Below are 20,857 nucleotides of genomic sequence, written 5' to 3'. Positions count from 1 at the left end.
CGGGCACACCGAGCCTAAGCGAGGTGCCGAGTGGTGGGGCAAGAGCGTTTTGCTTAATTTTGCGCTTTTCAAAAGTGAGCCGCTGTAAGAGCGGGACCAATAGTGGCCGTTACCCAAATAACGGATATGTACTCAGTCTGACCCAGCATCCTGATCGGCCCTGAGGCCGCCATCGGGAGCAAGCCCCCTCCCACAGTTTCGGCGTCGCACCAAAGTTGTGAAGATACCTATGCTTACCGGGCGCAAGTCCCTCCCACAGTTTGATCAGGTAAATACTCACCTGCCTTCGTTCAAACGCCTTTGGTCGAAGGCAGCAGTACCGTCAAGATGCCCACCAACGGCAAGAACGAGCACAGTTTGTAGACGTATTCGATCCCGTGGTTATCGGCAAGCAACCCCAGCAACGCCGCGCCAATCCCGCTGAAACCGAACATCAGGCCGAAGAATATCCCAGCGATCATGCCCACGTTGCCCGGCACCAGTTCCTGGGCAAACACCACAATGGCCGAGAACGCCGAGGCGATGATGAAACCGATGACCACGCTGAGTACGGCGGTCCAGAACAGGTCGACGTAGGGCAGGGCGAGGGTGAACGGCGCGGCGCCGAGGATCGAGAACCAGATGACTTTCTTGCGGCCGATCTTGTCGCCGATCGGGCCCCCGGCGAAGGTGCCGACCGCCACCGCGCCAAGGAACAGGAACAGGTACATCTGGGAGCTGGCCACCGACAGCTGGAATTTTTCAATCAGGTAGAAGGTGAAGTAGCTGGTCAGGCTGGTCATGTACCAATACTTGGAGAACACCAGCACGGCCAGAACCACCAGGGCGAAAGTCACGCGGCCTTTGGACAAGCCATGGGTCGCCTGGCTGCCCTGCTTGAGCTTGAACAGATTGAGATGGTGACGGTACCAGCGGCTCAAGCCATACAGCACCAGGATCGCGAACACCGCAAACAGGCCGAACCAGGCGATATGGGTCTGGCCGTAGGGAATGATGATCGCTGCCGCCAGCAAAGGGCCGAACGCGCTGCCGGTGTTGCCGCCGACCTGGAAGGTCGACTGCGCCAGGCCATAGCGCCCACCGGACGCCAGGCGTGCGACCCGCGAGGTTTCCGGGTGGAAGGTCGACGAGCCGACACCCACCAGCCCCGCCGCGAGCAGAATCGCCGGGAAGTTGCCGACAAACGCCAGCATCAAAATACCGATCAAGGTGCACACCATGCCCGCCGGCAACAGCCAGGGCTTGGGGTGGCGGTCGGTGTGATAGCCGATCCACGGTTGCAGCAGGGAGGCAGTCAACTGGAAGGTCAGGGTGATCAGGCCGACCTGGGTGAAGCTCAGGCCGTAGTTGGCCTTGAGCATCGGGTAGATCGACGGCAGTACGGCCTGGATCAGGTCATTGATCATATGCGCCAGGGCGCAGGCGCCGAGGACGCGCATGACCAGAGGGCTTACCTGGGGTGTCGTGGTGGCAGCGGCGGGTGTCGCGGTGAGGCTCGACATGCGGGCATTCCATACAAGGCAGCGAACAGGGGCAGACAGTACTTTAGCTGGCAGCCATTTCTAATTGTTTCGAAAGCTATGCTAAATTCGAAGAAAATGCCTGTCTCGCGAAATTCGGGCATAAACCATCGCAAAAAGGGCGAAACAATCAAATCCCTAGACAAATTTCTCCAAGAGATCGATGAAGGCGATTGGGCCGTCATCAGCTCGGCCACCGATTATCCGGAAAACTGGGTGATCCCGGAACACAGCCACAACAAGCATCAACTGCTCTATGCCATTGGCGGGGTGATGGTGGTGTATTCGGCGCTGAATCAATGGACGGTGCCACCCAACCGTGGCTTCTGGATGCCGTGCGGGCAAGTCCATTCGCTGCGATGCGTGGGCACGTTGAAGATGCGCAGCGTGTTCGTGCGCCCGGACAGCTTCCCGAACCTGCCAGCCGAGCCGAAGACGGTGACGGTTTCGCCGCTGTTGAGTGAGCTGATCAAGGCCTCGGTGAGCCTGAAGCCGCCGTATGCCGAGGACTCACGCGATACCAGGATCATGCACCTGATCCTCGACGAACTGGCGATCCTACCGGACTTGCCGTTGTCCCTGCCGCAGCCTGCCGACCCGCGCCTCAGCCAGATTTGCCTGGCGTTGCAGGACGAACCGGGGGATGCCTCCACCGTCGCCGATTGGAGCGCGCGCCTGGGGCTGGATCAAACCACCATTCAGCGCCTGTTTCGCAAGGAAACCGGCATGACCTTCGGCCAATGGCGCCAGCAGGCACGGCTGCTGCTGGCGCTGGAGCGCATTGCGGTAGGGCAGAAGATTATCGATGTGGCATTTGAACTGGGTTACGAAAGCCCCAGCGCCTTTACCAGCATGTTCAAGAAACAGTTTGGCAAGACGCCGAGTCATTTTTTCAGGTAGCACCGCTGATAACACGAGCTTGCACAGCACGGCGTGACGTCAGGCAGGCGAGCAGGGTGGCGACTACCAGCAAGCCGGCACTGAGTTCAAAGGTGGCCTGGTAGCCGCTCAGGTCGAACGCCACGCCGCCGACGGTGGCGCCGGCAGCAATCGCCAATTGGATGATAGCCACCATCAATCCGCCGCCGGCTTCGGCGTCATCGGGCAGGGTTTGCGCCAGCCACGTCCACCAGCCCACAGGTGCGGCGGTTGCCACCAGGCCCCAACTGCCGAGCAATAGCGTGGTTATGATCGTTGAATGGCCCCATTCCACCAGCGCAAGTGCGAGGCCTGCCATGATCAGCGGGATGGCAATCAGTGTCGGGTACAGGTTGTGCTTGAGGAAACGTTCAATCAAAAACGTACCGGCCAGGCCTGCCAGGCCAAGCACCAACAGCATCAACGACAGCGTAGACACCTCAACCCGCGTGACGCTTTCCAGAAACGGGCGCAGGTAGGTGAACAACATGAACTGGCCCATGAAGAACACGCTGACGGCGAACATGCCCAAGGCCACCTTGGGGTTTTTCATCAGGCGCAACGCATTGGCGGTTTTCGCCTCACCCTGGTTTTTCAGCGCGGGCAGGCTGGCGAGCAGCCATACCAGTGCAACCACCGCGACCGGCACCACGCAGAAGAACGCACCGCGCCAGCCGATGATCCCGCCGAGAAAGCTGCCCAGCGGCGCGGCGATCACCGTTGCCAGCGCGTTGCCGCCGTTGACGATGGCAAGGGCCCGCGGTATCTGCGCTTGCGGCACCAGGCGCATCGCCGTGGCCGCCGACAATGACCAGAAGCCACCAATCGCCACGCCAATCAAGGCTCGGCCGAGCATAAACACCAGGTAATTGGGCGCGAACGCTACCACGGTGCCGGAGATAATCATCAGCAGCGTCAACGCCATCAACAGGCGCTTGCGGTCCACCCGCGTAGCGATCGAGGCGATCACCAGGCTGGTGAGCAGGGCAAACACCCCGGATACGGAAATGCCCTGGCCAGCCTGGCCTTCGGTGATGTGCAGGTCGGCGGCCAACGGTGTCAGCAGGCTGACGGGCATGAATTCGGAGGCGACCAGGGCGAACGCGGCGAGCGACATCGCCAGCACTGCGCCCCAACTGCTTTTGGTAGGTGTATCAGACATGGCGTAAACCCGTTAATGCGTCAATGGCCTGCGCATTTTCCGGATCAAACCCCAGGTTCCATAGTTCGATTCGCCAGATTACTTGCCTGATCCTCTGAGTCTCGCGGTATACCTGGGACTCGCGAGGCGTGCGGGAGTAAAGTTGCGCAAAGAGGCAAAAGAGTCCGTTATGAGCATCCACCCTGCGTCCCTGCAAACCCTCGCGCACTCCATCGAGTCGCGCACCCCGTCGCCCGGCGATTACCCCATGCCGATTCCCGGGCTGGGGTTTTATCGGCGTGAGCAACCCGCTGCGCCAGTGGTGTGCATGGTTGAGCCGTGCATCGTGCTGGTGGCCCAAGGCGAGAAGCAGCTATGGGTCGGCGGCGAGGGCTACCCCTACGACACTTCCCGGTTCCTGGTGACATCGCTGGACATTCCGGCCAACTCGGAGGTGCTGGTCGCCAGCCCCGAGCAACCTTGCCTGGGGCTGACGTTCAAACTGGACTTGCGCGTGTTGGCCGAGCTGATCGCCCAGGGTGGTTTGCCGCCGGCCCGTGAGCGTGCAGTCATGAAAGGCGTGGGGATCGGCACGGTCACCGACGGCATGCTGACCGCATTCGCGCGCCTGGTGGCGTTGCTGGATGAACCCGAAGCAATCCCGGTACTCGCGCCGTTGATCCAGCGCGAGATTCATTACCGGTTATTGAAAAGCGACCAGGCCGGCCGCCTGCGCCAGATCTGTTCGGTGGACGGGCAGGGTTATCGGATTGCCAAGGCCATCGACTGGCTGAAGTTGAATTTCGATGCCGCCCTGCGTGTGGAAGAACTGGCTGCGCGGGTGCAAATGAGCGCGGCGACCTTCCACCATCACTTCCGGCAACTGACTGCGATGAGCCCGCTGCAGTACCAGAAATGGCTGCGTTTGAATGAAGCGCGACGATTGATGTTGAACGAGCACCAGGATGTCTCCAGTGCCGCGTTCAAAGTTGGGTATGAGAGCCCGTCTCAATTCAGCCGTGAGTACAGCCGGCTGTTTGGGGTGCCGCCCAAGCGCGATATGGCCACGCTGCGAGGCAGAAGCATGGCTCAAGTCAGCGCGGAAAATACAGAACATCAGTCATGCAAACAGGCGTAGGGGCTGGACAGGTTGGGGAAGTCGAACCTGCCGAGTTTTTTACAGGGCATATATAGCTATTTCTGCTAACGGTTATTAGTAACGCCTCTAAGTAGCTGTTAATGTTGACAGTAGGCAGGCAGATGAAAAAACGTACATTTCTCATATCGATGCTGAGCTAATGCCTGATCGATTTTTTTGGACTTTATTTAAATCATGATCAGGAGTGATAGAGATGAGTGATGTATTTTTGAGTCTTAAGCTGGAAACGCCCGGTACTTTTACATTGGAACTTAACGAAGGTGGTGGCGTTATCACAACGTTAACGACGTTTGACTATTTGGACCCGTCGAAAGTGCAATATAATGCCTTTGTGCCCTATGGCAGTACGTTAGAGGCGATACCGGTTGTTATAGATTCCGGTGACGATGATGTAATGGATGACGATATACCCTACGATGTAAAGGTTTCCGCTAAAAATTCGGGCAGTCAGCCTATTTGGATATTACATAATCTGGCTCCGAACGGAAGACTAGTAAAGGTGGCGCCAGGGATGAGTTATGAATTGGAATTTTCTTCTGAATTCTATAGCGATTATACATTTGTCAATAATGTAAAAGAGTATTAGGTGTAGTTATTTGTGAGCCAAGGCGGGCATTATTGGTTCGGCTGGCTAAGTAGTGCCGGTCGATTGCGGTGAGGGCTGATCTACCGACACATGCTGGCCGAAAAGAGCATCGAAGGGTCATTGTTTGGACAATGCCGCCATGGAAAGCTTTTTCGGCACGCTCAAGAGCGAGTTTTTCTAGCTGGAATCATTTGAGAGTTATGAGCTTCAGTCGTTATTGTCGCGAATTCGTCTGAAGAACTGCCGAGATTGACAGTCGACAAACACATTAATACCAATTATTTTAATTGAGGTTGAATCATTGTTTGTTCTTGTTATTCATTAATGTCTAAGTGTGGGAGTGTTGATCATGAAACCTGTGAGCCTGGAATTTACGTTGATCGAACCTGACGATATTATTTTGAACTATCAGTCCGGGGGCAAGATATTTATATGCTTAAAGCGCTGCACAAGGAGACCCGTTGGGGCACTACCCTAAGGTTGGCAGGCGTGCTGAGTGTGCAACCTCCTAATGCTAATTTAGAGACGGCTGTTGTTCTCGTTTCAATAAAAAATATTGGTGAAACTACTGTTTTATTGGACGATATCCCTTACGTGCCGGGGGACAGTGTTGAGGTGCACTTTAGATTGGGCGATGATTGTGCAGTTGAGGGTGTTGGTTAATGCGTTTGAACGACAGTTGTCGCCGCTTTTTTATTAGGGTTCAAACAGAGGGCAAGCATCCTACCCTTGCACGAATAATGCCCGGCAACTGAATTCGGGGATCCAGTTGCAATAACCGAAATCGCTGCGTTTGAACGAGGCGCGACATGGTCGCCCTGCGGGGCAGGGCGGGGGTTACTGATCCGGGGCCAGGTTAGCGTAGAAAATGCAGCCGATCAGCCGCGCAAACAGGCTCAGGGTTTCAGGCAGGTTGGGGTCATCGAACAGCATTGCCCGTGAGTCCAGCGCACACAGCGCGCCGAACAGGCGCCCATCGGGCAGAAAGATCGGTGCACCGGCATAGCTTTCGATGGCGTATTGCTTGACCACCGGGCGCGAGGCAAAGCGGCCGTTATGGCTGATCTGCGGGATGAACAGGGCTTGAGGGTCGATGCAGAACTCACTGCACAGGGTGGTTTCCAGATCGAGTACGTCGTCGACATTGATGCCCATTTGCAGAGGGTCGTAGGCCGAACACACCACCCATTCCAGATCGGTGAATTTGGCAATGCCGGCAAATCTCATCCCGGTCAGGCGCGTGACCAGCTTGAGGATATTGGTAGTCGCTTCGATTTCTGCGATAGCGGCGCGTTCGTCTGCGCTGAGTAACGATTGTGCGGTGACGCTTGAAACCATGCTGGGCACTCCAGTGGCGTGGTCGCTTGGCGCGACCACGCACAGTCAGGTCTTAGTTAATCCGTGGATGCTGCTGCACCAGGTTTTCACGCTTGGCTTGCAGCGCGGCAATCTCGGCGTCGATGTCTTCGATCTTCTGCTCGATGTTGTCGTGATGCTCCTGCAGCAGTTCTTTGGCTTCTTCCATGTCGGAAGCCGCCGGGGCCGCGCCGCGCAGTGGCTTGTTGGCGGTTTCTTTCATGGTCAGGCCGGTGACCAGGCCAACCACGGCAAACACCATCAGGTAGTAGGCGGGCATGTACAGGTCGTTGGTGCTCTCCACCAGCCAGGCGACGACGGTTGGCGTGACGCCGGCGATCAGCACCGAGACGTTGAACGCACTGGCCAGGGCGCTGTAGCGCAAGTGCGTTGGAAACATTGCTGGCAAGGTCGAGGCCATCACGCCGATAAAGAAGTTCAGCACGATCGCCAGGATCAGCAGGCCGCTGAAGATCAAGCCGGTCTTGCCGCTGGTGATCAGCATGAACGCCGGGATCGACAGAAACAGCAGGCCGATGCTGCCGGCGATGATGAACGGCTTGCGGCCGATCTTGTCGCTGACAAAGCCAATGAATGGCTGCACGAACAACATGCCGACCATGATCGCGATGATGATCAACACGCCGCTGTTTTCGGCGTAGTGCAGGTTATGCGAAAGGTAGCTGGGCATGTACGTGAGCAACATGTAGTAGGTCACGTTGGTGGCCGCGACAATACCGATGCAGGTCAACAGGCTGCGCCAGTGTTTGGTGGCGATTTCCTTGAACGAGACTTTAGGGCCATGGCTCAGGCCTTCGCGGTCGCCCTGTTCAAGCTTGTCGACGTGCTGCTGGAACGCTGGGGTCTCTTCCAGTGCGTGGCGCAGGTACAGGCCGATGATGCCCAGGGGCAGGGCAAGGAAGAACGGCAGGCGCCAGCCCCAGGATTCGAATTCCGCTTCGCCGAGCACGGTGGAGATCAGTACCACCACACCCGCGCCGAGGACGAAACCGGCAATGGAGCCAAAGTCCAGCCAACTGCCGAGGAAGCCGCGCTTGCGGTCCGGGGCGTATTCGGCCACGAAGATTGACGCACCGGTGTATTCGCCGCCTACCGAGAAGCCCTGGGCCATTTTGCACAGCAGCAGCAGGATTGGCGCCCAGATGCCAATGGAGGCATAGCCGGGGATCAAGCCGATGGCGAAGGTGCTCAGGGACATGATCACGATGGTGGCAGCGAGGACTTTTTGCCGTCCGTACTTATCTCCCAAGGCACCGAAGAACAGACCGCCCAGTGGGCGAATCAGGAAGGGCACCGAGAAGGTACCCAATGCGGCGATCATTTGTACGCTGGGGGACGCATCGGGGAAGAACACCTTGCCCAGCACATAGGCGACAAAGCCATACACGCCGAAGTCGAACCATTCCATGGCATTGCCAAGGGCGGCGGCGGTGATCGCCTTGCGCATCTTGTTGTCGTCGACAATGGTGATGTCTTTCAAGCCGATGGGTTTGACGCGTTTTTTCCGTAGTTTCATGCGGGCCACTCTAAAGCTGAACGGGGAGGTGCCATCGCTACGATGGCACCGCTCTGTCAGTTCAGATACAAGTGGACACGAAAAAATTCACCGCATCGGGTGTTTTTTCTCGCATTAGCGAAAATGTCGTGTGAGTGCCCTCGCGGCGGCGTGCAAATCCACGCCTCAACCAAATTTAAATGTGGGAGGGGGCTTGCCCCCGATAGCGGTGCGCCAGACGCCTATTTATTAACTGATTCACGGCTATCGGGGCAGGACCTCTCCCACATTGGGTCGTCGCTGCTTTGAGCATTTCGTTCGCTTAACTGACTGCGGCGACGATAGCGATATTGGCTAAACTCCGCTCGCAGGCTCATGCCGCAAATGGAGACGTCATTTGTATGCCAAACCGCCATTCACGCCTCATCTACCGCCAACCACGACTGGCCGATGTCCAGCGGTTGTTTGCGATCTTCGGTGATCCGCAGACCAATCTGTTCAACCCGGCCGGGCCCATGCCCGATCTTGCGACGGCTCAACGCTTGTTGGCTCACTGGATGGAGCAATGGGCCACTCACGGTTACGGCTGGTGGGCGATTGCCCGTAAAGAAGCGCCCGAACACATCATCGGGTTTGGTGGCATTGCACCGCTTAACTATCTGACCCAACGACGCATCAACCTCGGTTATCGCTTTGCCGTCGAAGCCTGGGGGCAGGGCTACGCCACCGAGGTGGGCCGTGATGCGTTGGAGCTGGCTTTTGTGACCTTGGGTTTGCCCGAGGTTTTCGGCCTGGTACGACCCGATCATGCCGCGTCGATGCGCGTACTGGAGAAGATTGGCATGCAGCCCTTCGGCCTGCTGGACGACGTACCTGGCCAGGCACCCAGCCTGGTTTTGCGGGTTTGTCATCCTACAACCGCTGGCGCCTGACATTTTTCATACGTACGTAATTCCTCGATAAACGGCGCTTGTTCAGATTGACACTGCGCAGGCGTCCCGATATAAAAGCCATAGTTGTACGACGACATATGACGTTACATGTGTCCTACCTAACAAAAATAAAAAAGTGATGCCATGAATCTGAACGAGCCCATCAGTGCCTATCGTGTCGGCCAGGCGGTCGGCAGCTATCGCTGGACGATCTGCGCGATGCTGTTTTTCGCGACCACGGTCAACTACCTCGACCGTCAGGTGCTGAGCCTGTTGGCGCCGCAACTCTCGACACAATTTGGCTGGAGCAACACCGATTACGCCAACATCGCCGCGGTGTTCCAGTTCGTCTACGCGATTGCCATGCTGTTTGCCGGGCGGTTTGTCGACAAGATCGGTACCAAGGCCGCGTATGTGGTGGCGATCGGCATCTGGTCTACTGGGGCGATCATGCATGCGTTTTCGGTGCCGATGGGCGAGGGCATTGCGGCGGTCAGCAGCGCTGTCGGCCTGGCGGTGATTCCGGTGTCGATTGCCGGGTTCATGCTGTCACGTGCCGTGTTGGCGATCGGCGAAGCGGGTAATTTCCCTATCGCGATCAAGGCCACCGCTGAATATTTTCCCAAGAAGGAACGCTCACTGGCCACTGGCATCTTCAACTCCGGTGCCAACGTCGGCGCGATCCTGGCGCCGATCTGCGTGCCGTTGATCGCAGGCTGGTGGGGCTGGGAAGCGGCGTTTATGGTCATTGGCATGTTGGGCTTTGTGTGGGTGGCAGTCTGGGCCGCCGTGTACGAAAAACCGGAACAGCAAAAACGACTGTCCGCTGAAGAACTGGCCTACATCCGCAGCGATCAGACCGTACAGCCTTTCACTCCTGAGCCTACGGGCGCCAACGCAAAGAAAGTCTCCTGGTTCAAACTGCTGACTTACCGCCAGACGTGGGCGTTCGCCTTTGGCAAGTTCATGACTGACGGTGTGTGGTGGTTTTTCCTGTTCTGGTTGCCCACCTACCTGTCGGCGCAGTACGGCATGAAAGGCGCCGATATCGTCATGCCGCTGGCAGTGCTGTACAGCATGACCATGGTCGGCAGCATCGGTGGCGGCTGGTTCCCGAGCTACTTCATGGCGCGCGGCGATGCACCCTATGACGGGCGTATGAAAGCCATGCTGGTGATTGCGCTGTTCCCGCTGGTGGTGTTGCTGGCACAGCCTCTGGGTTACCTGAGCTTCTGGGTACCGGTGTTGCTGATTGGCGTGGGGGCCTCGGCGCACCAGGCGTGGTCGTGCAATATCTTCACCACCGTGTCCGATATGTTCCCGCAGAAAACCGTGGCCTCGGTTGTCGGCATTGGTGGCATGGCCGGGGGCCTGGGCGGTGTGGTCATGACCAAGATCGGCGGTTGGGTGTTCGACTACTACAAGTCTGTCAACGACATCCACACCGGCTACATGATCATGTTTGCCATCTGCGCCCTGGCTTACCTGGTGGCCTGGAGCGTGATGAAGGCATTGGTGCCCCGTCACAAGGAAATTACTGATCTTTAGGGGCCGCTTCAGGCAACCGTAGAAACGCCATCAGCGCGGCAACGATGGCATCTGGTGCATCTTCTTGCACCAGATGCCCGGCGTGGGGGATACGCAGGTAGCGTGCCCCGGCCAATCTGCCAGCGAGTGCATCGCCTTGCGCCAGCGGGATCCACCGGTCCTCTTCACCCCACAGCAACAGCACCGGGCAACGGACGCTGGCGAGTTGATCTTCTATCGCATCGGTATAACGCTGATCCATTTGCACGATCTGTCGGTAAAAGGCGGCCTGGCCAATCTCGCCCGTCCATGGCGTGACATAAGCTTGCAATGCCTCGGCAGGCAGCGACTTGAAAGCGGCGCCCTGAAGATAGGCACGCACGATCGCTTCATGGATGTATGCCGGCGCATCGCTGAAGGCCCGTTCATGTTGACGCACATGCTGAATCAGCGGCGAACCCCAGGGTGCCAGGGCAACGGGATCGATCAGGGTGAGGCTGGCGTAGTTGCAGCCATCCAGCAGATGCGCGCGCAGTGCCGTGGCACCGCCGAAATCATGGGCGAGTAGATGAGGACGTTCCAGGCCCCAATGTTCAAGCAGTGCGGCCAGCAAGGTGTTTTGCACGCCGAGGGAGACGTCCTGCCCCGGCGCCTTTTGCGACTGGCCGTAGCCGAGCAGGTCGTAATAGAACACTCGACAGTGCTGGGCGAACAATGGCGCGATGCGTCGCCACACATGAGCAGAGAAAGGCGTGCCATGCACCATCACCAAGGCCGGGCCCTGAGTGCCGAGTTGGCCCCAGCGCACCGCCTGCCCGTGAAAGTCGAAAGTTTCGCGCAGTGCCAAGGCATCACTTGCGTGGGTCATGATTGAATCTCCCCTAAAGCATCGTGGGTTGTGACGGTCTTTACGTCCGCCAGGATGATACGAACTGCCATTACTACGCCGATCAATACCGCGGCCAGGCCCGCTGTTTCCATGGGCGTTGGCCAGCGCTGGTGAAACCACAAGCCCAGCAGGCTGGCGAACAGTGATTCGAGGGCAATCAACTGGCCGCTCAATACCATGGGCAGGCGCCGCGTCGCGGCGTTCCAGGCCCACGCGCCGACGACGGTGGACATCACGGCGATCACCAGGCTCCAGGCATACAGCGGCCATGCCTGGCTCCAGCCAGCGCCAAGGGTGGGCAACCGCAACACGCCCAACACGTATAGCCACGGGAGGATGATCAGCGCAGCGGCACCGGCCCCCACTAGCATCAGGGCGGTCCACACACCTGTCACCTTGGCCGGCAGGTGCGCCAGTTGCTGTTGGTTGATCACGCTGAACGCCATCCATAAGGCGACGGCGCCCAAAGAAAAAAACAGACCGGCCAACCACGAGCCGCTGCCCGAAGAGGGCTGGTGCAGACTGCTGATATTGACCAGCAACAGCCCCACCGAGAGACAGAGCAACGGCATAACCAGTTGACGCCACTGCAGGGTTTTATCGCTGGCGTTGCCTATCAGCGCCAGCAGCACCGGGACCATCCCGACAAACGCTGGCGTCAGCACCGGGCCACCGACGATCACGCCGCCTGCAATGCAAACGCCGTAGCCCAGGCAACCCAGTGCGCCCAGCAGTGCCGCGAGCAGGCACTGGCCATGGCTGAGCATCCGCAGTTGCGCTCGACACACAATCATCCAGACGATGCCCAGCCCGCCGGCTATCAGAAAGCGCACAGCCATCAGATCGTAGAGGCTGTAGGCCCCGGTGACGTAAGGCGCAATGAAGTTCAGTGCCCAGCCAAGGGTGGCAACCATCGCGCATATCACGCCGGTAAAGACTGAAGCTTGGGGAGTGCTCATCAGGCTGATCCATGAAGTAATGGATCCATGGTGCCCAGCCGCGCGGCTGTGCTACAAACGAGTTCTCGGCCCTTGATGCATTACCTCAGATTATGAATCTACTTGGCAAAACCTTACCGCCCCTCGCCAGCCTGTTGCCGTTTGAAGCCGCTGCGCGCCTGGAAAGTTTTTCCAAGGCGGCCGATGAGCTGCACATCACCCAGGCGGCTGTCAGCCGGCAGATTCGCGGGCTGGAAGATAACCTGGGGGTGAAACTCTTTAGTCGGCGCAACCGTGCGGTGTTCCTGACGCAAGAGGGGCGTGAATTGGGGCGGGTGGTCAGTGCCGCGTTGCAAAGCATCAGTGATGGCGCGACTCAGCTGCGCACGGCGCCGCAACGCAATCGGGTGGTGCTGTTGTGCCAGTTGTGCGAGGCGTTTTATTGGTTGATGCCGCGCCTGTCGACCTTCCACCAGCAATACCCGCAGGTCGAGATCCAGGTGGTGACCTGTACGCGGCCCATCACGCAATTCGAGGGCCACTTCGATGTAGCCCTGCAAAGTACCCGGCGCGCCAGTGGTGCCCATACGCTGATGTTTACCGCTTCTGATGAAGTGTTTCCGGTGTGCAGTCCCGCCTACCTGTGCCCGCAGCAGCCGTTACCGCTCGCGCTCGGTGAGTTACAGCCTTGCACCTTTTTGCACCATAGCTCTGAGCCTCCGCACTTGATGGAGTGGGATGAGTGGCTGCAGGTGTTCGGGCGGGTGTTGGCCAAAGATGCGCGCAGTGCCACCTTCGACAGCTACCCGCTGATGTTGCAGGCGGCGGTGGAAGGGCACGGTGTTGCGATGGGCTGGCGTCGCACCGCCAGCAGGCTGATTGACAGTGGGGCACTGGTGCGCCCCTGTGCTGAAAGCGTGTTTCTGCCGGAGGCTATTTCGGTGTACAGGCAGCATGGGGCAAGCAGTCGGGGGGAGGTGGCTGCGTTGCTGGCCTGGCTTGAAGCGCAATTGCACAAGGACGACTGACAGGGGCGTCGCCGCCCCTGTCACACCCGGTTATTTATTACGGGTGACGCGCCAAAGGGTATTGGCCAGGTCGTCGGCAATGATCAACGCACCTTTGGGGTCCACCGTCACGCCCACCGGGCGCCCACGGGTCTTGCCGTCGTCACCACGAAAGCCGGTGGCGAAGTCGATGGGCTCGCCCGCCGGCTTGCCATTGCTGAACGGCACAAAGATCACCTTGTAGCCCACCGGCGCGTCGCGGTTCCAACTGCCGTGCTCGCCGACGAACACACCCTCGGCGAATTTTTCACCCATGGCCGGGATGGAAAAGTCCACCCCCAGCGCGGCCACATGGGAACCCAGGCTGTAATCGGGCTTGATCGCCGAGGCTACTTTGGCTGGGTTCTGCGGTTGTGCGCGTGGGTCGACGTTCTGGCCCCAGTAGCTGTAGGGCCAACCGTAGAAGGCACCTTCGCGCACTGACGTCAGGTAGTCCGGCACCAGGTCGGGGCCGAGTTCATCGCGTTCGTTGACCACCGTCCACAGTTGCCCGGAGCCCGGTTGGATGGTCAGTGCCGTGGGGTTGCGTAGCCCGGTAGCGTAGGGTTTGTGCGCGCCAGTGGCCGCGTCGATCTGCCAGACCATGGCGCGGTCAATCTCCACTTCCATGCCGCGTTCGGTGATGTTGCTGTTGGAGCCGATGCCCACATACAGCTGGCGCCCGTCATCACTGACCGCCAAGGACTTGGTCCAGTGGTGATTGATCTGCGCCGGCAGGTCGGTGACTTTGACCGGTGGCGCACTGGCCTTGGTCTGGCCGTCGGCGTAATCGAAACGCACCAGCGCGTCCTGGTTGGCCACATAGAGTTTGCCGTCGGCGTATGCCAGGCCATAGGGGGCGTTGAGGTTGTCGGCGAACACGGTCTTGAGTTCATAGGTGCCGTCGCCGTCGGCATCGCGCAGCAGGGTAATGCGGTTGCCGCCTTTGACCTTGGTGTTGCCCTGCGCCTTGATCACGCTGGCAATCACGTCCTTGGGCTTGAGCTTGGCCGCACTGCCGCCACGGCCTTCGGCTACGAGGATGTCGCCGTTGGGCAACACCAGAGTTTGGCGGGGGATTGCCAGGTCGGTGGCGATGGCGGTCACGCTGTAGCCTTCGGGCACCTTGGGCTTTTGTTCGCCCCAAGGCGTGGGCTCGGCGATCTTCATGCTCGGCAGCAGGCTGCTTTGTTGTTCGGGCAGCTTGGGATCGGGGCCGCGGGCCTGGGTCTTGTCACCTTCGCCGCCACAGGCACTCAGCAACAGGGCAGCACTGAGCACGGTCAATGTGTTGAGTGGTTTCATCGGGCAGCTCCTGAGCGCAGGTTGGTCAAGCCGATCCAGGTGGCGATGATCGCCAGGGCGGTGACAATCGCCGACAGCACCAGGCCGGTGGGCATCATGGCGTACGCGTCCTTGGCGTGTTGGAAGGCATTGATCAGCCCGAGTACCCAAGTAGCCAGCAACAGCAGGAAATACGCCACGGGGCGCCCGCCCTTGTGTTCGGCACGCACCAGGTTGACCAGCGCAAACAACAGGGCAAAACCACAGAAGACCAGCGCCCCGGCGATCAGCCAGGAGGCGAAGTTGGCCCATTGGATCTGGTAACTCTGGCCGTAGGCGATATCACTGAGCAAGGCGCCGAGAAACAACGGCACGGTGCCGGCCAGTAAGGTCCCATGCAGCGGGCCAGGTCTGACGACGGGGTAGGTGGGTAGGGTAGTCATGTCGGTGGCGGCTCCTTATCGTTCTGCACCCTGGACTCAGGGCGCGCTGACTTCGCATAGGAAAGGAACCTGTCATTTGTCAGAAAGTTCATTGAGAGGTGGAGATGTTTCCTGGCAGATGTACCTGGATGTGTTTACGACGCCAGCTCCATGACTCATCCTGCTTGGCCCCAACAAGGAAACGTTTTATGCCAACCCTGCATCTGTTGTGCGGCAAGATCGCCTCCGGCAAGTCCACGCTCGCCAAAACCCTGGCTGCCGAGCACGCGGCCATTGTGCTCAGCGAAGACCACTGCTGCCGCGCCCGCCTGCATGAGCGTAACGCCCGGGGTGAGCATGACTTTGCCGCGACCGACGCCGAGTTCGACCTGATCACTCGCCACTTCTGCGTGCCGAGTGAAGAAGAAGGGCTGGTGATCAAGGTGCATCGGCCATGAGCACCCAACAACCTGCGGGTATCGATGCCGACGGCTTTATCCTCACCGTCGCCGATGCGCCTATACAACCCGAATTCAAGCCCGTGCTGGTGGATATCTGCGCCACCCTGTCCCAGCCCGCGTTGGGGCTGCACGGGATTTACCTGTATGGCAGCGTCGCACGGGGCCAGGCCGAGGTCGGGATTTGCGACTTGGATCTCACGCTGATACTTATCGAACCACCGGATGCGCCCGTGCTTGAGCAATTGGAGGCGGCTCGAATCGCCTTGGAGCAACGGCATCGGCAAGTCACCAAGATCGATTTCGACATCGGTCATCGTGCTCAAGTCTTGGCACATGAAAACCGAAACAGTTGGGGCTTCTGGCTCAAACATCATTGCCGTTGTGTCTGGGGCGAAGACCTGTCACAGCACTTCGAAGCGTTTCGCCCGTCCCGGGCTATCGCCTTGGCGGTCAATGGTGATTTCGAGCAGGCGCTCACCGGCTACCTGGTGCGCATCGAACAGGCCAGCACTGAACACATACGCCATCGCTTGCAGCGGGAAGCTTCGCGGGCCTTGATCCGCGCCACCCATACCCTGCGCCCGAAAGAAGCACGGATGTGGCCGCATACGCTGGAAGAATACGTCGCGCTATTCGTTGAGCATTACCCCTCGATGCGCGTACACATTGCCTATTTCCTGTTTGAAGCACGCAACCCAAGCGCCGAGTGCGAGACGTTCAGCACGCGATTGCGCGCATTTTTAAGTTGGATGGTTTCAGCGGCTGGAGACAGGAATCAATCGAATGCGTGAGCGCCCGCAATCGTCTAACTCTTTTCAGGATTGAAAAAGCGCTCGGGTCGGCAAGGCGCCAGGGCAGGGGACGTTATGCTCTCCATGATCTCTTCACTGACCAACTGCCCCACGATGGCCGCAAGTGTCACGCCTGGATGCATCACGCAGACATACACACCGTTGGCACTCGGCAACTCGCCAATGATCGGCAGGCCATCCACGGGGATGGGCCTGAGCCCGACGCACGCCAGTTGTGGCTGGATGGAAGTGACGCCCTCAAGCTCACCGGCAATGGCCAGGGCGGTGCGGCGGGCGATGGCGGCGGGCTGATGTTCCGGGGCGTTGCCAAGGTAGTCTTCGGCTGCCAGCCAAATACCCTCTGCACTTTCGCGTACTTCCATTTCAGGGTTGGAAATGAGCGTGTGCACAATCCCGGGCGGGGCGCTGTAGCGGATGAAAATCGCTGGCGAGGCGTCTATCGGCAAGGGCAAACCCAGCAGGCTTGTCAGTGCTGCCGTGCCCGTTCCGGCTGCGAGCACCACCCTGTCGGCATGGATGACGCCCCGGCTGGTTTCAACGCCGGTGACCTGCGAACCCTGCCTGCTGAAGCCCAGCACTGGGTTGTGTGTCAGCAGCCTGGCACCGAGGGCCTGGGCGGCGGCTATTAACGCATGGGTGGTTTGTACAGCGTCCAGTGCGCCTTCTTCGGCTTTGAATTGAGCGAATTCAGGCGGGTTTTTCAACTGCGGCTCAAGTGCCTGGATACGCTCACGAGTGATCCGTGAGTTCGCCCTGGGTTGAATGTTTGGGCCGTAACACAGGGCGCCCGTCCAGCGTATCTTCACGTCGGGCAACTCATGTTCCAGGCGGTGATACGCGTCAATCGCAGCACTGCGCAATGAGGCGATGGGGTCGGGTGCGTCGCAGGTAGTGTTTATCCAGGCAAACGAAGTAGCCGTGACCCCGCAAGCAACGTCACCGGCATCGACCACCGTCACCTTCGCACCCTTGCCGGCCAGGTGATAGGCCAGTGAAGCCCCGACGATACCGGCGCCAATGACCACAATGCGCTTGCCCTGATTCATGTCCGCCCTCTCTGTTAACAATGGGTGAGGATTTCACCGCTTTGGAGCACCCTGGCATAGTCCATCGCGAGGTTACTGAGCGATAACGCGTGCACGTCTTCGGCGAGCCACAGGCGTCCCGACAAGTCGGTTTGATCGAAAGTAAAACAGGCATCCGCCGCCACGATTACGTCGAACCCCAAGTTGCCCCCAGAGCGTGCGGTGGCCTCTACTGAGTTATTAGTGATGACGCCTACGATCACCAGTTGTTTGATCGAGCGCATGTGCAGCCAGCGTTCCAGGCCCGTGGCGATGAAGGCATCCGGTACATTTTTTTCCACCACATGCTCGTGGCCCAGGGGTTGCAGCGTGTCTTGGAATTCACAGCCTGGTTGGCCTGGCCAGAACACCGAGCCGGGAGAGCGGGAGATATGCCGCACATGGACGATCGGGCGTTGCGCCTGTCGCCAGGCATTGAGCAACTGTTGTATGCGCAGTTCGGCGTCTGGGTTGTTGCGGCGGCCCAGGGCGGGATCGGCCATGCCTCTCTGCATATCAATGATCACCAGTGCAGCGTTCGTCGATATCGGTTCCATGGCCTATCCTTTTTGTGGTGGGTTAAAAAAATATTTCAGCCTGAGCCCTAGCTTAAATCGTGCTCTATCCAAAGAGTAGAGAAGTGTTCGTCATTATTTTGCAGAAGATAAAAAATTACTAAAAAGTGTCATAGATGTCGGCAAACATTTTACCCAATAAATATTTATTGTGCTGGGTGCGATCAAATCTGAGCAGCGACGCCTCGCTAAATTGCAATCCAATTTGAGTATTGACCTTTGCTTCCTCGTAATTAACTTTAGCCACAAAAAAATCAACAGCCTCCATCAGAAGAAGCTCGTATCTCTCGTTGACAATGAAGGTCCTCAGTGAGTTTTGGGATTTGACACAGCGGGTGGGGGCTATCGCTGCCAATTTTACATTTTGAAGGTTGAGCGAAATGTCATCGAGAAGTCCTGAAGGGTCCCCCGTGCTGAAAAGCTGGAACGTGATAACCTCATGATCGAATAAAGGATTTAGGTGAGGTGTTTGGTAAAAATTTTCCTCGCCCTTGAGGCTAGAGTTACAAGTCGCACAGCTTGGTACAAGGTTGTACAGCGTTAACGCGAGATGAGGATATTGATCTTTTAAGAAAAAATGGTCTAGTGTAGGGCGAAAGGCTCCACGCTTACATTCTATAGTAAAGGCGTAGGCATGATTGCAGTAAGGGCAGATTCTGGTTTTGGATTTTTTGCATAGAGCATAAGCGTTCCACGCTCCATGCTTGCTGATGAATTTGTCATAGTTGAATATTTTCTTCAGCTCTGTGAGAAGTCGCTTTTTTTGCGTTCCTAGGCGTCGAGTGTGAGTGTTAAGGATTGTTATGCTGCTGGAAATATCTGATAGCGTATGCGAGATAATCAGTTTTCTCGCTTCGCGAACAAAGTAATACGCAGGCGTTTTTGGTCCGCAAATACTATATTGTGAGTGAAGAAAATTGTGAATTATTTTTTTCAGGTAGATTGTATGTTCGACTTCGGCATCCACCCAGTTCTGATTGATTGATACTATCAATTTTTTTCCTTGGTGTATTCGGAGATGCGCAAAATCTCGGTTTTTATAATAGGGTTGTCGATGCTCTCAACGATGAATCTATCTAGGATAGAATCTTGACCTTCCCTTATGGCTTCGATCGCACACCTAATTTTGGTGGATGCAAATTCTCCTATCGTTTTGGCACCGAATGATTGATTTAGCAGTGTGTGCAACGGCGCTGCGAATGCGCTAGGTGTAACACTTTCGTCGAAAGACTCCATTCGACAGATGAATTGTTTAGGGATGTCGGTGGCCAATAAGGGTGAGTGGGTAGCAATGATAAGTTGGAGGGAGCTAATGTGCTTTTGTTTTTTTAAATCGGACAATAGTGAGTTGAGCTGGCTTATATATCGACGCTGCCACTCCAGGTGCAAGAAAGCATCACCTTCGTCAATGAGTATCAGTAGTTTATCGATTCCTTTTTTTGCGTAAGTGTTGATGGCTTCAGAGAGCAATGCAAGTTGCGCTATAACTGCAAATTGCCCGGAGCTCATATTTTGAAAGCCGACGTCGAAAAAAAGATCAATGCCCGAACTTTTCAAGGAAGAGGCATCTTCAGTAAGCGCCAGGACAACCTCGGCATACGCTTTACTACCCAGTTTTATATGCGCGGCGCGACGGGTTAGAAATTTTTCGATTGCGTCTACTTCTTGATACAGGCGATCTGCTTTTTCTGGGCGAGCCCCAATAAACCATGCGTCTCGTATACCGATGGCTTCGAAGACGACATGCTGAAATATACGGTCGGGTGTTTGAGTGGTCAGGTGATGTTCCAGTACTGCGAAAAAAGCAAATAATGACTCTTCACTTTTCGCATGTTGCCGTAATTCCCGATAGAGTATCGCTGCTGAATCTTCAATTATTCGCTTCTTGATGACGCCCTCTTCAACGGGCTCACCATCCTTCTCTTCCATCGAGAACAACGAAAACTCCAAGCTCATGACTGGTTTCGGGCTGCGCAAGTGGTCGAAATAGGTGAAGAGGTCTGGAAATAGCTCGGCGAGCTTTATCGGCACATCATTCAGTGCGTTTTTGACCAGTAATAAATCAATAAGGTTTTTACAAGTGCTTCTTATGTTAATGGTTTTGCTGGCATAAATTTTAGGAGATATATCAAATGCACTGAGAATTTGTGTATAAGGACGAAGATCAAACGCTGAAATTGATTCTCCCCACTTAGGTGACACGTCAACAAAATTTCTGCTGGTGTGTAAACGGCGCCCGTGTTGGACTGGGGAGTAGTAGATTGCGCCCCATCTGTTTCGCATCTCTGCAAATGTTAATTCTTTTTTTGAGTCGAGTACGACATCACAGAAGTATCTTCCAAATCGTGAGGAGGGTAAAAATTTATCGATTATCTTTTTGAAGATGGTCGTTTTTCCTGAGCCGTTATTTCCGATAATTAAAGAGATTGAATCTATGTCGAAGATGTTTGGTGTTCCGTCTTTTTCAAGGTTCAGGTTAATGACTCGATCATCTACTTCAATTTTACTTATCATGATTTTATTCGGATATCTGAATTATGGCATTATGCCATGCGTTGCTCCGTGGTGAAACGGCGCCAGTCGCGCGGCAAACAACGCCACGTTCCTATTGGCGTGATGCCCAAGGTAGGCTGCAATTTCCGACGCGCGCTTTCCTGTGGCAGTAACGCTGGTGCGCTATCGTGCGTTGCCTTAGGGGGGAGCAGGGAACG

Annotated in this window: 21 protein-coding genes; 9 read left to right on the top strand and 12 right to left on the bottom strand. The window is 56.9% G+C overall.

The window, feature by feature from the left end; genetic code table 11:
• Positions 1 to 290: 290 nt before the first annotated feature.
• Positions 291 to 1,502, bottom strand: a complete 1,212-nt coding sequence (locus E4P00_RS24945) for an MFS transporter (RefSeq protein ID WP_078821240.1) — start codon at positions 1,500 to 1,502, stop codon at positions 291 to 293.
• 96 nt (positions 1,503 to 1,598) lie between these two features.
• Between E4P00_RS24945 and E4P00_RS24940 the strand changes: the two genes are divergently transcribed.
• The gene (locus tag E4P00_RS24940) at positions 1,599 to 2,420 is read left to right on the top strand and encodes a helix-turn-helix transcriptional regulator (protein ID WP_032880875.1); all 822 of its coding nucleotides are present in this window, start codon (positions 1,599 to 1,601) and stop codon (positions 2,418 to 2,420) included.
• On the opposite strand, the gene E4P00_RS24935 is transcribed toward E4P00_RS24940, so the two are convergent.
• Positions 2,413 to 3,600 carry an MFS transporter gene (locus tag E4P00_RS24935; RefSeq protein ID WP_148853942.1) on the bottom strand — a complete coding sequence of 396 codons (1,188 nt, stop codon included), beginning with the start codon at positions 3,598 to 3,600 and terminating at the stop codon, positions 2,413 to 2,415. The genes E4P00_RS24940 and E4P00_RS24935 overlap by 8 nt on opposite strands.
• Positions 3,601 to 3,769: 169 nt before the next feature.
• Here E4P00_RS24935 and E4P00_RS24930 point away from each other — a divergent pair, with 169 nt between their 5' ends.
• From E4P00_RS24930 to E4P00_RS24920, 3 genes are all read left to right on the top strand, one after another.
• Positions 3,770 to 4,717 (top strand): AraC family transcriptional regulator, encoded by a 948-nt coding sequence (locus E4P00_RS24930; RefSeq protein ID WP_078821242.1) that lies wholly within the window; start codon positions 3,770 to 3,772, stop codon positions 4,715 to 4,717.
• A 214-nt stretch (positions 4,718 to 4,931) separates the two neighbouring features.
• The gene (locus E4P00_RS24925) at positions 4,932 to 5,324 is read left to right on the top strand and encodes a hypothetical protein (protein ID WP_078821243.1); all 393 of its coding nucleotides are present in this window, start codon (positions 4,932 to 4,934) and stop codon (positions 5,322 to 5,324) included.
• A gap of 432 nt (positions 5,325 to 5,756) precedes the next feature.
• Complete coding sequence (locus E4P00_RS24920) at positions 5,757 to 5,987, top strand: hypothetical protein (RefSeq protein ID WP_248133247.1); 231 nt, start codon at positions 5,757 to 5,759, stop codon at positions 5,985 to 5,987.
• A 174-nt stretch (positions 5,988 to 6,161) separates the two neighbouring features.
• Here the strand turns inward: E4P00_RS24920 and E4P00_RS24915 are convergent, their stop codons facing one another.
• Together E4P00_RS24915 and proP are read right to left on the bottom strand one after the other, a co-directional pair.
• Positions 6,162 to 6,662: a GAF domain-containing protein gene (locus tag E4P00_RS24915; RefSeq protein WP_032880879.1), complete on the bottom strand. Its 501-nt coding sequence runs from the start codon at positions 6,660 to 6,662 to the stop codon at positions 6,162 to 6,164.
• 52 nt (positions 6,663 to 6,714) lie between these two features.
• Entirely contained in the window at positions 6,715 to 8,217 is a 1,503-nt protein-coding gene (gene proP / locus E4P00_RS24910) for a glycine betaine/L-proline transporter ProP (RefSeq protein ID WP_005787944.1), read from the bottom strand.
• A 380-nt stretch (positions 8,218 to 8,597) separates the two neighbouring features.
• Here proP and E4P00_RS24905 point away from each other — a divergent pair, with 380 nt between their 5' ends.
• A complete protein-coding gene (locus E4P00_RS24905; protein ID WP_248133246.1) occupies positions 8,598 to 9,128 on the top strand; it encodes a GNAT family N-acetyltransferase in 531 nt (176 codons plus the stop codon).
• Between the two features lie 144 nt (positions 9,129 to 9,272).
• Entirely contained in the window at positions 9,273 to 10,676 is a 1,404-nt protein-coding gene (locus E4P00_RS24900) for an MFS transporter (protein WP_248133245.1), read from the top strand.
• On the opposite strand, the gene E4P00_RS24895 is transcribed toward E4P00_RS24900, so the two are convergent.
• Both E4P00_RS24895 and E4P00_RS24890 read right to left on the bottom strand, forming a co-directional pair.
• Positions 10,663 to 11,523, bottom strand: a complete 861-nt coding sequence (locus tag E4P00_RS24895) for an alpha/beta hydrolase (protein WP_248133244.1) — start codon at positions 11,521 to 11,523, stop codon at positions 10,663 to 10,665. The two genes, E4P00_RS24900 and E4P00_RS24895, sit on opposite strands and share 14 nt — an antisense overlap.
• The gene (locus E4P00_RS24890; protein ID WP_248133243.1) at positions 11,520 to 12,503 is read right to left on the bottom strand and encodes a DMT family transporter; all 984 of its coding nucleotides are present in this window, start codon (positions 12,501 to 12,503) and stop codon (positions 11,520 to 11,522) included. The genes E4P00_RS24895 and E4P00_RS24890 overlap by 4 nt, the downstream gene beginning before the upstream one ends.
• A 92-nt stretch (positions 12,504 to 12,595) precedes the next feature.
• Here E4P00_RS24890 and E4P00_RS24885 point away from each other — a divergent pair, with 92 nt between their 5' ends.
• On the top strand, positions 12,596 to 13,510 hold the full coding sequence (locus tag E4P00_RS24885; protein WP_248133242.1) for a LysR substrate-binding domain-containing protein: 915 nt from the start codon (positions 12,596 to 12,598) through the stop codon (positions 13,508 to 13,510).
• 30 nt (positions 13,511 to 13,540) lie between these two features.
• On the opposite strand, the gene E4P00_RS24880 is transcribed toward E4P00_RS24885, so the two are convergent.
• Positions 13,541 to 14,833, bottom strand: coding sequence for a sorbosone dehydrogenase family protein (locus E4P00_RS24880; RefSeq protein WP_032880887.1), 1,293 nt, complete (start codon positions 14,831 to 14,833; stop codon positions 13,541 to 13,543).
• Positions 14,830 to 15,255 (bottom strand): DUF2231 domain-containing protein, encoded by a 426-nt coding sequence (locus E4P00_RS24875; RefSeq protein ID WP_005787957.1) that lies wholly within the window; start codon positions 15,253 to 15,255, stop codon positions 14,830 to 14,832. Before E4P00_RS24875 ends, E4P00_RS24880 begins: the two co-directional genes overlap by 4 nt.
• Before the next feature lie 188 nt (positions 15,256 to 15,443).
• On the opposite strand from E4P00_RS24875, the gene E4P00_RS24870 reads away from it, so the two are divergent.
• Both E4P00_RS24870 and E4P00_RS24865 read left to right on the top strand, forming a co-directional pair.
• Entirely contained in the window at positions 15,444 to 15,692 is a 249-nt protein-coding gene (locus tag E4P00_RS24870) for an AAA family ATPase (RefSeq protein WP_032880889.1), read from the top strand.
• Entirely contained in the window at positions 15,689 to 16,486 is a 798-nt protein-coding gene (locus E4P00_RS24865) for a DNA polymerase III subunit beta (RefSeq protein ID WP_078821254.1), read from the top strand. Before E4P00_RS24870 ends, E4P00_RS24865 begins: the two co-directional genes overlap by 4 nt.
• Before the next feature lie 14 nt (positions 16,487 to 16,500).
• Here E4P00_RS24865 and E4P00_RS24860 read toward each other — a convergent pair whose 3' ends face one another.
• The 4 genes from E4P00_RS24860 to E4P00_RS24845 all read right to left on the bottom strand — a co-directional run bounded on the left by E4P00_RS24860 (position 16,501) and on the right by E4P00_RS24845 (position 20,660).
• On the bottom strand, positions 16,501 to 17,553 hold the full coding sequence (locus tag E4P00_RS24860) for an FAD-binding oxidoreductase (RefSeq protein WP_248133241.1): 1,053 nt from the start codon (positions 17,551 to 17,553) through the stop codon (positions 16,501 to 16,503).
• 14 nt (positions 17,554 to 17,567) lie between these two features.
• Positions 17,568 to 18,128, bottom strand: coding sequence for a cysteine hydrolase family protein (locus tag E4P00_RS24855; RefSeq protein ID WP_032880893.1), 561 nt, complete (start codon positions 18,126 to 18,128; stop codon positions 17,568 to 17,570).
• A 118-nt stretch (positions 18,129 to 18,246) separates the two neighbouring features.
• Positions 18,247 to 19,140 carry a hypothetical protein gene (locus E4P00_RS24850; protein WP_078821257.1) on the bottom strand — a complete coding sequence of 298 codons (894 nt, stop codon included), beginning with the start codon at positions 19,138 to 19,140 and terminating at the stop codon, positions 18,247 to 18,249.
• Entirely contained in the window at positions 19,137 to 20,660 is a 1,524-nt protein-coding gene (locus E4P00_RS24845; RefSeq protein ID WP_248133240.1) for an AAA family ATPase, read from the bottom strand. The genes E4P00_RS24850 and E4P00_RS24845 overlap by 4 nt, the downstream gene beginning before the upstream one ends.
• Positions 20,661 to 20,857: the final 197 nt, after the last annotated feature.

This window comes from Pseudomonas sp. B329 (assembly GCF_023127835.1).
Taxonomy (GTDB): domain Bacteria; phylum Pseudomonadota; class Gammaproteobacteria; order Pseudomonadales; family Pseudomonadaceae; genus Aquipseudomonas; species Aquipseudomonas synxantha_A.
The sequence above is the reverse complement of the archived record's forward strand: the minus strand, read 5'-3'. Positions and strand labels throughout refer to the sequence as shown.

Excerpts from the sequence above, each read along its gene's own strand:
- E4P00_RS24945 (WP_078821240.1), bottom strand. The coding sequence starts at position 1,502 with ATGTCGAGCCTCACCGCGACACCCGCCGCTGCCACCACGACACCCCAG.
- E4P00_RS24940 (WP_032880875.1), top strand. The coding sequence starts at position 1,599 with ATGCCTGTCTCGCGAAATTCGGGCATAAACCATCGCAAAAAGGGCGAA.
- E4P00_RS24935 (WP_148853942.1), bottom strand. The coding sequence starts at position 3,600 with ATGTCTGATACACCTACCAAAAGCAGTTGGGGCGCAGTGCTGGCGATG.
- E4P00_RS24930 (WP_078821242.1), top strand. The coding sequence starts at position 3,770 with ATGAGCATCCACCCTGCGTCCCTGCAAACCCTCGCGCACTCCATCGAG.
- E4P00_RS24925 (WP_078821243.1), top strand. The coding sequence starts at position 4,932 with ATGAGTGATGTATTTTTGAGTCTTAAGCTGGAAACGCCCGGTACTTTT.
- E4P00_RS24920 (WP_248133247.1), top strand. The coding sequence starts at position 5,757 with ATGCTTAAAGCGCTGCACAAGGAGACCCGTTGGGGCACTACCCTAAGG.
- E4P00_RS24915 (WP_032880879.1), bottom strand. The coding sequence starts at position 6,662 with ATGGTTTCAAGCGTCACCGCACAATCGTTACTCAGCGCAGACGAACGC.
- proP (WP_005787944.1), bottom strand. The coding sequence starts at position 8,217 with ATGAAACTACGGAAAAAACGCGTCAAACCCATCGGCTTGAAAGACATC.
- E4P00_RS24905 (WP_248133246.1), top strand. The coding sequence starts at position 8,598 with ATGCCAAACCGCCATTCACGCCTCATCTACCGCCAACCACGACTGGCC.
- E4P00_RS24900 (WP_248133245.1), top strand. The coding sequence starts at position 9,273 with ATGAATCTGAACGAGCCCATCAGTGCCTATCGTGTCGGCCAGGCGGTC.
- E4P00_RS24895 (WP_248133244.1), bottom strand. The coding sequence starts at position 11,523 with ATGACCCACGCAAGTGATGCCTTGGCACTGCGCGAAACTTTCGACTTT.
- E4P00_RS24890 (WP_248133243.1), bottom strand. The coding sequence starts at position 12,503 with ATGAGCACTCCCCAAGCTTCAGTCTTTACCGGCGTGATATGCGCGATG.
- E4P00_RS24885 (WP_248133242.1), top strand. The coding sequence starts at position 12,596 with ATGAATCTACTTGGCAAAACCTTACCGCCCCTCGCCAGCCTGTTGCCG.
- E4P00_RS24880 (WP_032880887.1), bottom strand. The coding sequence starts at position 14,833 with ATGAAACCACTCAACACATTGACCGTGCTCAGTGCTGCCCTGTTGCTG.
- E4P00_RS24875 (WP_005787957.1), bottom strand. The coding sequence starts at position 15,255 with ATGACTACCCTACCCACCTACCCCGTCGTCAGACCTGGCCCGCTGCAT.
- E4P00_RS24870 (WP_032880889.1), top strand. The coding sequence starts at position 15,444 with ATGCCAACCCTGCATCTGTTGTGCGGCAAGATCGCCTCCGGCAAGTCC.
- E4P00_RS24865 (WP_078821254.1), top strand. The coding sequence starts at position 15,689 with ATGAGCACCCAACAACCTGCGGGTATCGATGCCGACGGCTTTATCCTC.
- E4P00_RS24860 (WP_248133241.1), bottom strand. The coding sequence starts at position 17,553 with ATGAATCAGGGCAAGCGCATTGTGGTCATTGGCGCCGGTATCGTCGGG.
- E4P00_RS24855 (WP_032880893.1), bottom strand. The coding sequence starts at position 18,128 with ATGGAACCGATATCGACGAACGCTGCACTGGTGATCATTGATATGCAG.
- E4P00_RS24845 (WP_248133240.1), bottom strand. The coding sequence starts at position 20,660 with ATGATAAGTAAAATTGAAGTAGATGATCGAGTCATTAACCTGAACCTT.